Raw genomic sequence first — 12043 nt, 5'->3', positions numbered from 1 at the left:
GTGCCATGGACTGCTGGTTCAGGCCACGCTGGCGGCCGACGCGGTGTAGGTGTTGCAGGCCGACGGTGCCCCCGCGTCGAAGCCGCGACGGGTCCACTTGCTGTGGCTGGAGCTGTCGCCGTGGTCGCGGACCGTGCCCCATTCGTCGCCGCGGTGGCGGATGGTCCAGACCCACTTCTCTTTCCAGCTGCCTGAGACGGGGAAGTACCGTCGATCGGCGCCGAGGTAGACGCCACTCAGGCAGGACGCCTGCAGCTCGAGGCGACGCCTGTCCTGCAGGTTCGCCTCGACGCCGTTCAGGTACGTCGCGCGCTCGGCTGCGGCTGCCGAGATTCCGGTGAGTGCCTGGATGTGATGGGCGTACTCGTGGGCGACGAGGTGGGCCATGGTCGTCCGTGTCCAGAGCTTGTCGTACTGGCGGTAGTTCTTGAGGTCGAAGTCGGCGCTCATCGAGATCACGCCCCCGCAGTACGCGGCCGAGTCGGTGACGGAGCACAGGGTCCGTGAGGGGCCGGTGAAGACCTCGACACGCGGTGACCGGAACGTGAAGCCGGCCTTCCGGACCACCGGCGCCCACGCCTTGTCGAGGCAGCGGACGAACTCGGCGTAGTACTTGCGCACGTTCGCGACCGAGGTCGGCCGGACGGTGGGCTCCTTGCAGTGCGAGGCCGGGAGGCGCCCGACGCCGTACAGCGGGTTCCGCAGGAGGATGCGGTTCTGCGCCGCGAGCGCCGCCGTGGTCGCGTTGACGGTCGGGGTGCTCGCGGTCGGGGTGCTGACAGGCGGCGTACTGACTGTCGGCGTACTGCTGGGCGTCGACGGCTGCGCGGTCGGAGTAGGCGAGGTGGTCCCCGGCGTCGTCTGGGCGACAGGTCGATCCGAACCGGAACCAACCGCGCGTACGACGACAACTCCGGCCGCTGCGAGGACAACGACCAGCGCACCGACCACCCCAACCCGCCTGATCACGGACCGGATGCTAGCCGGTGGCCGAGGTCAGCGGCGGCGGTGGTCCGGTTGCTCGCGAAGATGGGTCGGCGTGACGTCGATCGGCTCCTCGCCGACCTGGCGCAGAGGAGCGGTGCGGTACTGCTTCTCGACGTCGGGGTCGATCACGGGCCGCGCGCCTCGCCGGCGTTGGTTGGCGAGGCGGTAGGACAGCCAGATGCCGGCCGCGCCGCCGAGCATGATGATGATTCCGAGCGCCCGCAGGTTGAACACGTCCGAGTGGATCCGGACGGCGAAGGCGATGACGGCGCCGACCACGACGAGTGCGATCCCGGCCCCGATCCGCATAGATGCTCCTTCCTGAGCAGTTTGCAATCCGGTGCCCAGGAGTCGCGGAGCGTATTCGTCAGCGGAAGGCGGACTGCCCGGTCAGCGCTTGGCCGATCACCAGTTGGTGTACCTCGGACGTGCCCTCGTAGGTGAGGACCGACTCGAGGTTGTTGGCGTGCCGCATGATCGGGTACTCGCCGCTGATCCCGTTCGCCGCCAGGATCGTGCGGCACTCACGGGCGATCGCGATCGCCTCGCGGACGTTGTTGAGCTTGCCGACCGAGACCTGCTCCGGGCGGAGCGTGCCCTTCTCCTTCAGTCGGCCGAGGTGGACGGCGAGCAGGATGCCCTTGTTCAGCTCGACCGCCATGTCGGCCAGTTTCGCCTGGGTCAGCTGGTACGCCGTCAGCGGTTTGTCGAACACGATCCGCTCACCGGCGTAGGCGACCGCGGTCTCCAGGCAGTCCCGGGCCGCGCCCATCGCGCCAAAGATGATCCCGAACCGGGCCTCGTTCAGGCAGCCGAGCGGACCGGACAAACCACGGGCCTCGGGCAACATCGCGCTCTCCGGAAGCCGCACGTCCTCGAGCACCAGCTCCGACGTCACGGACGCCCGCAACGACATCTTCTGCTTGATCTCCGGTGCCGAGAAACCGGGCGTCGACGTCGGTACGACGAAGCCGCGGACACCGTCGTCGGTCCGCGCCCAGACCACCGCGACGTCGGCGACCGAACCGTTGGTGATCCACATCTTCGAGCCGTTCAGCACCCAGTCGGCGCCGTCGCGGCGGGCGTTCGTGCGCATGCCGGCCGGGTTCGATCCGAAGTCGGGCTCGGTTAGGCCGAAGCAGCCGATCGCCTCGCCGGCGGACATTCGGGGCAGCCACTCGTTCTTCTGTTCCTCGCTGCCGTACTTCCAGATCGCGTACATCGCCAGCGATCCCTGCACCGACACCAGCGACCGCATCCCCGAGTCGGCCGCCTCGATCTCCAGACACGCCAGCCCGTACGCGACCGGCCCGACGCCGGCGCACCCGTACCCCGTCAGATGCATCCCGAGAAACCCGAGCGCACCCAGCTCCTTCGCCAGCTCCCGCGCCGGGATCGACCCCGTCTCGAACCACTCCGGCAACGAAGGCCGCAACCGCTCGTCCGCGAACCGCCGCGCAGCCGCCCGAACGTCGACCTCCTCCTCGGTAAGCAAGGAATCAACATCAACGAGATCCAGCGAAGCAGTCATAACTGAACGCTAACGGCAATCCGGCCGGGGAGAGAGGAGGTGTGGATCACTTCCGGTACCAGGGCCACCACCAGTGCCTTTTGCGGGCGTGGCGGACGATGATGTTGGAGTGCCGGGCTTTGCCGGTGACGACCAGGCGGACGCCGCCGGGCCGCGGCGGGCCGGCCTTGTTCTTCGCGCTGCTGTGTACCGCCTCGACCTGGTCGACGTCGACGCTCCAGCCCTCGGGGATCACCATGATCACGGGGCTGTGTTTGGTGTGCGCGTCGACGTGGACAACGCCCCAGTGCACGATCGCGTCGGTGAAGTCGAGCTTGACCGGTGAGTGCTCCGCGATCGCGGTCACCCGCTCGGGCACGACCCACTTGCCTTCGCGCTTCTGGGCGCTGTGGCGGGCGCGCAGCGTCAGTTCCTGCGTGCTGCCGTGCGCGACCGGGATCAGGTCGGCGGTCGCGTTGCGCAGCTCGAGCTGGGTCTTGGCCGAGTAGACCTAGGTCAGCCGCTCGTCGAGCTCCTGGATGTCCAGCCGCCCGTCGGTGTGTGCTTCCTGGACCACGGCGGCGGCACGCTCACGGTCGTTGTCGGATGCCCGGTGGCCGGGCGGCGGCTGCTCCAGACTCATGCCCCCAAAGGTAGCGCTGAGTCAGGCCGTGAGATCGAGAAATCTCCCGACGACCGTGGACCAGGTTTTGTCGAGTTCCACGGCGTACTGCTCGGCGTCGGCGACGACCGTCTCGGGGTCGAATCCGAGCGACCGCAGTCGCTCCGGGTTCCAGCGCCGTACCCGGTCCGCTGTGACCTCCGGGTGGAACTGCACGCCCCAGCTCCGGCCGATCCGCAGCATCTGGTTCGGGCAGCGTTCGCTGGACATCAGCAGCACGGCATCCGCCGGCAGCCGGGTGATCTGGTCCTGATGACTCTCCACCGCCCGCACCGTTGACGGCAGCCCCGCCAGCAGTACGTCGTCCGCCGCGGCAGGCAGCACCGTCAGCGGCGTCACACCCTTCTCGGGCAGTCCGTACTTCCCCTGCACCTCACCGCCGAAGGTGTGCGCCAGCAACTGTCCACCGAGGCAGATGCCGAGCACCGGCACCTTGCCGTGCGCGTCGCGCAGCAACGCCCGCTCGTCCGCCAGCCAGGGCGACCGCTCGTCCTCGTCCGGCAGCATCCCGCCGCCGAGCATGATCAGCGCCGCATGGCCGTCGACGCTCCGGGGCACAGGTTCACCGTCCCAGGCCCGGACGACGACCGGCGAGATCTCACGATCGTCCATCCAATCGAGGATTTTGCCTGGACCGCTGTCGCGGTCGTTCTCGATGATGAGTACGGAAGCCGGAACTGGGGTCACCGGGCAACGGTACGGCGGCACACCGAGCACCGCCGTACCGGAGTGGCGATTCCTGGATACTGATGCACTGGGGGTGCCGATGGAACCTGTCAGTGGATTCGTGCGAGCCGTGGTGGGCGACGTCGCCTTCATCTTCGGCAAGGGCATGGTCAGCGCGTACCTGCTCGCCCGGCGCAACGGGTGGACGCGGCCGCAGCTGGACGTCCTGGTGCGGTCGCACGGTCAGTACGTGCCGCTGGACATCCCCACCGGTGCGGTGCCTGTGGTCGGGCGGCTGGTCGGCCTGGACGAGATCGGTCCGGCGCCGATGGTGACCGTCGAGTTCACCCCGGGCGACACCGGCGCCGAGGCGCACCTCACCGCGAACAACCCGGTCCTGATCACCATCACCGACGTGAGTCACCGCGAGTACGACGCTGTGGTTCTCACCACGTCGCTCGGCGCCGCGGCGTACGCGCAACTGCCTCCTGGGTACTACCACGTCTCCGCGGTCGTCATCGACGAGCACGGCGACCTCCTGCAGGGGTACGGCGCTCAGCACAACCTGCACGTGGACAAGGGCGACGACCTGATCGTGTCGCTGTCGATCCGGACGGCCGGTGTGGGTGGGATCGCAGCGGCGCTGGAGACCGGACCGCAGCCCGTGCTCGTCGGGGAGGCCGGTGACGTCGTACCGCTGCTCGACCTGGTCCGGATCGGGCGGGCTCCGGACTGCGATCTGATCCTGGACCGCCCGGAGGTGAGCCGGCACCACGCGGAACTCCTGCGGATCGACGCGACCACCTATGAGTTGCGGAACCTGGCGGCGACCAACGGGACGTTCGTGAACGGTGAGCGGATCGACACCGCAGCGGTCGGGCACGGTGACGAGATCGGCCTCGGAGCCTTCCCGTTCCGCCTGTACATCAGCTGAACGAGGCCTGGTCGTCACGATGGGTGCGCACCTGGAACAATGGCGCCGTGAACCCGCGCAGCGTCGTCATCCTCGGCTCCACCGGCTCGATCGGTACCACGGCGCTCGAGCTGATCGGGCGTAACCGGGACCGCTTCCACGTGCTCGCGCTGTCCGGCGGCGGCGGCAACGTCGCGCTGCTGGCCGAGCAGGCGCTCGACTTCGGCGTCGAGGTCGTCGCGGTGGCGAAGGCCACGGTCGCGCAGGACCTGCAGCTCGCCTTCTACGCCGAGGCGCAGCGCAAGGGATACGCGCAGGGCGAGTTCCGGATCCCGAAGATCGTCACCGGGCCGGACGCTTCCAGCGAGCTCGCGGCGATGCCGTGTGACGTGGTTCTCAACGGCATCAACGGCTCGGTCGGGCTGCACGCGACCCTGGCCGCCCTGGACGCCGGGAACACGCTCGCGCTGGCCAACAAGGAGTCGCTGGTGATCGGCGGCCCGATCGTCACGCGGCGGGCCAAGCCGGGGCAGATCGTCGCGGTCGACTCCGAGCACAGCGCGATCGCCCAGTGCCTGCGCGGCGGCGGGCCGGACGAGGTCCGCAGACTGCTGCTGACCGCGAGCGGCGGCCCGTTCCTCGGCAAGCCGCGCAGTGAGATGGAGACCGTCACGGTCGAGCAGGCCCTGGAGCACCCGAACTTCGCGATGGGCCCGGTCGTCACGATCAACTCGGCGACGCTGGTCAACAAGGGCCTCGAGCTGATCGAGGCGCACCTGCTCTTCGGGATCCCGATGGACCGGATCGACGTCGTGATCCACCGGCAGCAGGCCATCCACTCGATGGTCGAGTTCTTCGACGGCTCCACGATGGCGCAGGTCGGCGTACCGACGATGACGGTGCCGATCGCGCTGGCGCTCGGCTGGCCCGACCGGATAGCGGACGCGTCGCCGCCGTGGGACTTCACCCAGGCGAGCACCTGGACGTTCCAGCCGGTCGACGACGCCGAGTTCCCGTCGGTCCAGCTGGCCCGCGAGGCAGGTACCCGCGGCGGGACGGCCCCGGCGGTCTTCAACGCCGCCAACGAGGTCTGTGTCCAGGCGTTCCGGGACGGCCGGTTACCGTTCGTGAGAATCGTCGACACGGTGGCCCGGGTGGTGACCGACCACGACGTACCCTCATATGAGGAACTGTCCGTCGACGACGTGCTCGCCGCGGACGCGTGGGCCCGAACCCGGGCTCGTGAGATCACCGGCGTACGGGAGAACCAAGAGGCATGAGCGTGCTCCTCACCATCCTCGGCATCGTGCTGTTCGTCGCCGGGGTCCTGATCTCGGTAGCACTGCACGAGATGGGTCACATGCTCCCGGCCAAGGCGTTCGGGATGAAGGTCACGCAGTTCTTCGTCGGCTTCGGGCGCACCGTGTGGTCCACGAAGCGCGGCGAGACGGAGTACGGCATCAAGGCGATCCCGGCCGGTGGTTTCGTCCGGATCATCGGGATGATGCCGCCCGCGAAGGGCGAGGACCCGACCCGGATCCGCAAGGCCAACACCGGCCCGATCCAGTCGATGGTCGAGAACGCGCGCACCGCGGAGTACGAGACGATCGCGCCCGAGGACGACGGCCGGCTGTTCTACCAGAAGGTGTGGTGGAAGAAGCTGATCGTGATGGCGTCCGGGCCGCTGGTCAACGTGCTGATCGCGGCGGTGCTGTTCACGGGCCTCTTCACGCTGTACGGCGCGCACGTTCCGCAGACCACGATCTCCACCGTCACGGACTGCGTGATCCCCGCCGACCAGGCGTCGGCGAACCGCAAGTGCCAGGACGGCGACAAGCTCTCGCCCGCCAAGCAGGCCGGGTTCCAGGTTGGCGACCGGATCGTGTCGTTCAACGGCACCACGATCGACAGCTGGGACCAGCTGACGCCGCTGATCCGGGCGAACACCGACAAGGCCGCCACGATCGTTGTCGAGCGCAACGGTCAGCAGCTGACCCTGCACACCAGCACGATCGTCAACCAGGTGCTGGACAAGCCGGGCTCGGACAAGTACGTCTCGGTCGGGTTCCTCGGTGTGTCGCCGGAGGACAAGCTCGAGCGGCAGAGCGTCGGCTACGCGTTCGACCAGATGGGCACCTACACGGTCGCCACGGTGAAGGCGCTCGGCCAGTTCCCGGAGAAGCTGGTCGGCGTCGCGAAGTCGATCACCGGCGGCCAGCGCGACCAGGACAGCCCGATGAGCGTCGTCGGCGCCAGCCGGGTCGCCGGCGAGATCGCCTCCTCCAACGCCCTCGACGTCGGCGCGAAGTTCGCGAGCTTGATCATGCTGCTCGCGTCGCTGAACCTGTTCCTCGCGCTGTTCAACTTCATCCCGCTGCTGCCGCTGGACGGCGGGCACATGATCGGCGCGATCTGGGAAGGCATCCGGCGCGGCTTCGCGAAGCTGTTCGGCCGGCCCGACCCCGGGTACGTCGACGTGGCCAAGCTGCTCCCGATCGCGTACGTCGCGGCGAGTGTGATCGTGGTGATGGGCGTCCTGCTCGTCATCGCCGACATCGTGAACCCCATCAAGTTGTTCAACGGATAAGGACACATGAGCATCAACCTGGGCATGCCCGCACTGCCGCCCCCCACGCTGGCTCCGCGCCGGAAGACGCGGCAGATCAAGGTGGGCAGCGTGCTGGTCGGTGGCGACGCGCCGGTCTCGGTGCAGTCGATGACCACCACCCCGACCAACGACGTCAACAAGACGCTGCAGCAGATCGCCGAGCTGACCGCGGCCGGCTGCGACATCGTCCGGGTCGCCTGCCCGCGGCAGGAGGACGCCGACGCGCTCCGGGAGATCGCGCAGCACTCGCAGATCCCGGTGATCGCCGACATCCACTTCCAGCCGGGCTACGTGTTCGCCGCGATCGAGGCCGGCTGCGCCGCGGTCCGGGTGAACCCGGGGAACATCCGCAAGTTCGACGACCAGGTCAAGCAGATCGCCCAGGCGGCCAAGGACCACGGTACGTCCCTGCGGATCGGCGTGAACGCGGGTTCGCTGGACAAGCGGCTGCTGGAGAAGTACGGCAAGGCTACGCCGGAGGCGCTGGTCGAGTCGGCGGTCTGGGAAGCCTCGCTGTTCGAGGAGCACGACTTCCACGACTTCAAGATCTCGGTCAAGCACAACGACCCGGTCGTGATGGTGCAGGCGTACGAGATGCTCGCCGAGCGCGGCGACTGGCCGCTGCACCTCGGGGTCACCGAGGCCGGTCCGGCGTTCCAGGGCACGATCAAGTCCTCGGTCGCGTTCGGTGCGCTGCTGTCCCGCGGGATCGGCGACACGATCCGCGTCTCGCTGTCCGCGCCGCCGGTCGAGGAGGTCAAGGTCGGTCTGCAGATCCTGCAGTCGCTGAACCTGCGGGAGCGCAAGCTCGAGATCGTCTCCTGCCCGTCGTGCGGTCGCGCGCAGGTGGACGTGTACACGCTCGCCGAGCAGGTGACCGCCGGTCTGGAGGGCATGGAGGTGCCGCTCCGGGTCGCCGTCATGGGCTGCGTCGTGAACGGTCCGGGTGAGGCCCGTGAGGCCGACCTCGGCGTCGCGTCCGGCAACGGCAAGGGCCAGATCTTCGTCAAGGGCGAGGTGATCAAGACCGTCCCCGAGGCGGCGATCGTCGAGACCCTGATCGAAGAGGCGATGCGGATCGCCGAGCAGATGGGCGAGGCCGGAGAAGCCGGCGAGCCCACCGTCAGCGTCGGGTGACCAACTACCTGGTAGTCAGCGCGATCGCGGGCGAGGCGCGGTACGTGCCGGAGTCGATCCCGGTGGTCCTCACCGGGATCGGTAAGACCCAGGCGGCCGTCGCCGTCACCCGCGGGTTGTCCGAGCGCGACACCACGGACCTGGTCGTCCTGAACGTCGGCACCACCGGCGCGCTCCGGGACGGCCTGTCCGGTCTCTACCTGCCGAGCAAGGTCATCAACCACGACGTGAACGCGGACGCGTTGCGGGCGATCGGCGTCGACCCGCAGGATGAGCTGCCCGTCGAGGGCGGTGACGGGTCGGTCCTCGCGTCGGGCGATGTGTTCGTCGCCGATCCCGCCGTCCGCGATCGCCTGGCCGAGCGCGCGCACCTGGTCGACATGGAGGCGTACGCGGTCGTGTACGCGTGCCGCGAGTACGGCGTACCCGTGCGCGTCGTGAAACACGTCTCCGACTCGGCCGACGAAGCCGCGCTCGACTGGCCTTCGCTCGTCGACGCCAGCGCGAAGGTCCTGGGGGAGTGGGTCAACCAGAACGCCCGCTGAGCCACTCCAGCACAGCAGTCTCCCGCACCAACCACCGCATCACCCCGACGCCGTCGTCCAACACCGCGCGATTGGCGTCGAGCGCTTGGCCGACCGTCACCCAGCGGGGCGTGAGTCCCAGGCCCGCCTCGTACGCCTCGAGGTGTTGCCCGCCGATCGGCGTGCCGCCCGAGCACGTGAAGTAGTACGACGTCATCGCGAACACGTCGTAGCCCGCATCCACCGCGGGCACCTCTTCGCGAGTTGTCACAAGTTCCGGTCCGACGAGCACCCCGCCGTACCCACACTCCTCGTCGAACTCGCGGCGGAGGGCCTCCTCGAGGGTCTCGCCGACCTCGACTCCACCGCCCGGGAACTTGTAGTCGCCGTGCTTGGACAACAGCAGCAGCAATTCGTCGTCGCGGGAGAGCACGCCTCGGACCGCGGTCCGCTCGATCGTCCGGCCGCCAGGTGCGAGACCTTGCGCGCGGAAGGTGTCCAGCTGCATGCGGGTCATGCTGGCGCGACCTGTGGGTGGTATCAAGAGTCGGTGGGATGCTTTACGGGGGGTTGGTCGGCGGCTTAGTTTCAGGTGCTTCGTACGCCACTCCTGGAGGTCGGGATGACTGACTCGTCGCCCTTGTCCGTACTGGTCGCAGCCCTCGCCGACGGGTCGGTCGAGATCGTCGACCTGACCTCGCCGTTGAGCGCGTCGACGCCGGTGATCCAGCTGCCGCCGGAGTTCGGGCAGACGGCGCGGTTCGAGCTCGAGGAGATCAGCCGGTACGACGATCGCGGGCCGGCCTGGTACTGGAACAACTTCACCAGCGGCGAACACACCGGCACCCATTTCGACGCACCGAACCACTGGGTGACCGGCAAGGATCTCGCCGACGTCGCCTCGGTGCCGGCGCAGCGGCTGATCGCGCCGGCCGTCGTACTCGACTTCACCGCCGAGGTCGCGAAGAACCCCGACTTCCTCGTCGAGATCGACCACATCCAGGCCTGGGAAGCGGACAACGTGCCGCTGCCGGACGGCGGCTGGCTGTTCGTCCGCACCGGGTGGAGTGCGCACTCCCATTCACAGGAGGCGTTCCTCAACGCCGACGAGAACGGGCCGCACACACCCGGCCTGTCACCCGAGTGCGCCCGGTGGGTCGCACAGGAGACGCCAGTACTCGGCATGGGGGTCGAGACCGTCGGCACCGACGCGGGCAAGGCGCACTCGTTCGACCCGCCGTTCCCGTGCCATTCGTACCTGATGGGCAGCGACAAGTACGGGCTGACGCAGCTGCAGAATCTCGATCAGTTGCCGCCGACCGGTGCCGTGGTGATCGCCGGACCCTTGCCGATCGTGAGTGGATCCGGCGCCCCGGCTCGGGTGCTCGCGTTGGTCGAACGCCGGTGAACGTCGCGGCCGCGGTTGGCCGCGCGTTGGCCGACGCGGGGATCCGCCAGGTGTTCGGTGTCGTCGGGTCCGGCAACTTCCACCTGACCAACGCGATGCTGGCCGCCGGCGCGCGATTCGTCGCCGCGCGGCACGAGGGCGGCGCAGCGACGATGGCCGACGCGTACGCGCGGATTAGTGGAACGGTCGCCGCGCTGTCGGTCCACCAGGGCTGCGGTCTGACGAATGCGATGACCGGGATCGCCGAGGCCGCGAAGAGCCGTACGCCGATGGTCGTGCTGGCGGCCGAAGCCACCGAGCCGCGCTCGAACTTCTTTGTTGACCAGGACGCACTGGCCCGTTCGGTGGGTGCGGTGCCGCTGCGCATCACGTCGGCGGAGACGGCGGTGGCCGAGGCGGTCGGGGCCGTGGCGACCGCCGTTCGCGAGCGCCGAACCGTACTCCTGAACGTCCCGCTGTCCTTGCAGGCATTGGAGACTGAAGAGCATGCGGTGGAGCCGCCGCCCGCTCGGGACGCCGTGGTTCCGGACGACGTCGATGCTCTGGTCGACCTGTTGAGGCGTGCCTCCAGACCTGTGTTCGTCGCCGGTCGGGGCGCTCGTGGATCGCGGGAACCGCTGGAAGAGTTGGCGGAACGGTGTGGCGCGTTGCTCGCGACGTCGGCGGTCGCGCACGGGCTGTTCCACGGCAACCCGTGGTCGCTCGGCATCTCCGGCGGCTTCGCCTCACCACGCACCGCCGAGCTGATCCGTGGCGCCGACCTGATCGTCGGCTGGGGCTGCGCGCTGAACATGTGGACGATGCGCCACGGCCAACTGATCGGACCGGACGCGACAGTCGTCCAGGTCGACGACGACGCCTCCGCACTCGGTCTCCACCGCGAGATCCACCTGGGCATCACCGGCGACGTCGACCGCACCGCCACGCTGACCCTCGACGCTCTGAGCGAGCAACGACCCGGCTATCGCACCATCGACATCGGTAGCGTGCGTTGGCGGGACGTCGACTACGACGACACGAGTACGGCGGACCGCATCGACCCGCGGACGCTCAGCATCGCGCTGGACGACGTACTCCCGGACGAACGCGTACTGGCCGTCGACTCCGGGAACTTCATGGGCTACCCGAGCGCCTACCTCGACGTACCGGACGAGAACGGGATGTGTTTCACCCAGGCGTTCCAGTCGATCGGGCTTGGGCTCGCCACCGCGATCGGGGCGGCGCTGGCACAACCGGACCGGCTCCCGGTCGCCGCGCTCGGCGACGGGGGTGCGCTGATGAGCGCCGCGGAGCTCGACACGGTACGCCGGCTCGGTCTGCCGATGCTGGTGGTGGTGTACAACGACGACGAGTACGGCGCCGAGGTACACCACTTCGGCGGGCAGCGGATGGACACGGTCACGTTCCCTCCGACCGACATCGCCGCCATCGGCCGGGGTTACGGCTTCGAGGCGGCGACCGTTCGCACCGTCGCCGACCTCGCCGCGGTCGAGGACTGGCTGCGCGGTCCGCGCTCCGCCCCGATGCTCGTGGACGCGAAAGTGGTCGCCGATCATCCGTCGTGGTGGTTGGAGGAAGCATTCCGCGGTCACTGATTAAGCTGGCTTG

General features: G+C 68.7%; 14 protein-coding genes. 7 read left to right on the top strand and 7 right to left on the bottom strand.

Annotation, left to right across the window (positions count from 1 at the left end):
* Positions 1–18: 18 nt before the first annotated feature.
* The 6 genes from ACWGID_RS03935 to ACWGID_RS03910 all read right to left on the bottom strand — a co-directional run bounded on the left by ACWGID_RS03935 (position 19) and on the right by ACWGID_RS03910 (position 3791).
* Positions 19–969 (bottom strand): neutral zinc metallopeptidase, encoded by a 951-nt coding sequence (locus ACWGID_RS03935; protein WP_452194179.1) that lies wholly within the window; start codon positions 967–969, stop codon positions 19–21.
* Positions 970–996: 27 nt separating this feature from the next.
* Positions 997–1296 carry a DUF6458 family protein gene (locus ACWGID_RS03930; protein ID WP_452194177.1) on the bottom strand — a complete coding sequence of 100 codons (300 nt, stop codon included), beginning with the start codon at positions 1294–1296 and terminating at the stop codon, positions 997–999.
* Between the two features lie 58 nt (positions 1297–1354).
* The gene (locus ACWGID_RS03925) at positions 1355–2518 is read right to left on the bottom strand and encodes an acyl-CoA dehydrogenase family protein (protein WP_452194175.1); all 1164 of its coding nucleotides are present in this window, start codon (positions 2516–2518) and stop codon (positions 1355–1357) included.
* A gap of 46 nt (positions 2519–2564) precedes the next feature.
* Entirely contained in the window at positions 2565–2876 is a 312-nt protein-coding gene (locus ACWGID_RS03920) for a hypothetical protein (protein ID WP_452194173.1), read from the bottom strand.
* A 132-nt stretch (positions 2877–3008) separates the two neighbouring features.
* Complete coding sequence (locus ACWGID_RS03915; protein WP_452194171.1) at positions 3009–3140, bottom strand: DUF1707 SHOCT-like domain-containing protein; 132 nt, start codon at positions 3138–3140, stop codon at positions 3009–3011.
* A 21-nt stretch (positions 3141–3161) separates the two neighbouring features.
* A complete protein-coding gene (locus ACWGID_RS03910; protein ID WP_452194169.1) occupies positions 3162–3791 on the bottom strand; it encodes a type 1 glutamine amidotransferase in 630 nt (209 codons plus the stop codon).
* A 175-nt stretch (positions 3792–3966) separates the two neighbouring features.
* On the opposite strand from ACWGID_RS03910, the gene ACWGID_RS03905 reads away from it, so the two are divergent.
* The 5 genes from ACWGID_RS03905 to ACWGID_RS03885 are packed head-to-tail and all read left to right on the top strand — an operon-like array spanning position 3967 to position 9048.
* Positions 3967–4779, top strand: coding sequence for an FHA domain-containing protein (locus ACWGID_RS03905; protein ID WP_452194167.1), 813 nt, complete (start codon positions 3967–3969; stop codon positions 4777–4779).
* 47 nt (positions 4780–4826) lie between these two features.
* A complete protein-coding gene (gene dxr / locus ACWGID_RS03900) occupies positions 4827–6038 on the top strand; it encodes a 1-deoxy-D-xylulose-5-phosphate reductoisomerase (protein WP_452194165.1) in 1212 nt (403 codons plus the stop codon).
* Positions 6035–7345, top strand: coding sequence for a M50 family metallopeptidase (locus ACWGID_RS03895; RefSeq protein ID WP_452194163.1), 1311 nt, complete (start codon positions 6035–6037; stop codon positions 7343–7345). The genes dxr and ACWGID_RS03895 overlap by 4 nt, the downstream gene beginning before the upstream one ends.
* A gap of 6 nt (positions 7346–7351) precedes the next feature.
* Positions 7352–8503, top strand: coding sequence for a flavodoxin-dependent (E)-4-hydroxy-3-methylbut-2-enyl-diphosphate synthase (ispG, locus tag ACWGID_RS03890; protein ID WP_452194161.1), 1152 nt, complete (start codon positions 7352–7354; stop codon positions 8501–8503).
* Positions 8500–9048: a nucleosidase gene (locus tag ACWGID_RS03885; RefSeq protein WP_452194159.1), complete on the top strand. Its 549-nt coding sequence runs from the start codon at positions 8500–8502 to the stop codon at positions 9046–9048. The genes ispG and ACWGID_RS03885 overlap by 4 nt, the downstream gene beginning before the upstream one ends.
* Here ACWGID_RS03885 and ACWGID_RS03880 read toward each other — a convergent pair.
* Positions 9029–9535 (bottom strand): NUDIX domain-containing protein, encoded by a 507-nt coding sequence (locus ACWGID_RS03880; protein ID WP_452194157.1) that lies wholly within the window; start codon positions 9533–9535, stop codon positions 9029–9031. The genes ACWGID_RS03885 and ACWGID_RS03880 overlap by 20 nt on opposite strands.
* 114 nt (positions 9536–9649) lie before the next feature.
* Here ACWGID_RS03880 and ACWGID_RS03875 point away from each other — a divergent pair, with 114 nt between their 5' ends.
* Both ACWGID_RS03875 and ACWGID_RS03870 read left to right on the top strand, forming a co-directional pair.
* On the top strand, positions 9650–10435 hold the full coding sequence (locus tag ACWGID_RS03875; RefSeq protein WP_452194156.1) for a cyclase family protein: 786 nt from the start codon (positions 9650–9652) through the stop codon (positions 10433–10435).
* The gene (locus ACWGID_RS03870; RefSeq protein ID WP_452194154.1) at positions 10432–12030 is read left to right on the top strand and encodes a thiamine pyrophosphate-binding protein; all 1599 of its coding nucleotides are present in this window, start codon (positions 10432–10434) and stop codon (positions 12028–12030) included. Before ACWGID_RS03875 ends, ACWGID_RS03870 begins: the two co-directional genes overlap by 4 nt.
* Positions 12031–12043 lie beyond the last annotated feature (13 nt).

The sequence above is a fragment of the Kribbella sp. NPDC054772 genome (genome assembly GCF_053611945.1).
The sequence above is the reverse complement of the archived record's forward strand: the minus strand, read 5'-3'. Positions and strand labels throughout refer to the sequence as shown.

Bases quoted from the DNA above. Each gene is read 5' to 3' on its own strand.
- ACWGID_RS03930 (WP_452194177.1), bottom strand. From the start codon at position 1,296: ATGCGGATCGGGGCCGGGATCGCACTCGTCGTGGTCGGCGCCGTCATC.
- ACWGID_RS03925 (WP_452194175.1), bottom strand. From the start codon at position 2,518: ATGACTGCTTCGCTGGATCTCGTTGATGTTGATTCCTTGCTTACCGAG.
- ACWGID_RS03915 (WP_452194171.1), bottom strand. From the start codon at position 3,140: ATGAGTCTGGAGCAGCCGCCGCCCGGCCACCGGGCATCCGACAACGAC.
- ACWGID_RS03910 (WP_452194169.1), bottom strand. From the start codon at position 3,791: ATGGACGATCGTGAGATCTCGCCGGTCGTCGTCCGGGCCTGGGACGGT.
- ACWGID_RS03895 (WP_452194163.1), top strand. From the start codon at position 6,035: ATGAGCGTGCTCCTCACCATCCTCGGCATCGTGCTGTTCGTCGCCGGG.
- ispG (WP_452194161.1), top strand. From the start codon at position 7,352: ATGAGCATCAACCTGGGCATGCCCGCACTGCCGCCCCCCACGCTGGCT.
- ACWGID_RS03880 (WP_452194157.1), bottom strand. From the start codon at position 9,535: ATGCAGCTGGACACCTTCCGCGCGCAAGGTCTCGCACCTGGCGGCCGG.
- ACWGID_RS03875 (WP_452194156.1), top strand. From the start codon at position 9,650: ATGACTGACTCGTCGCCCTTGTCCGTACTGGTCGCAGCCCTCGCCGAC.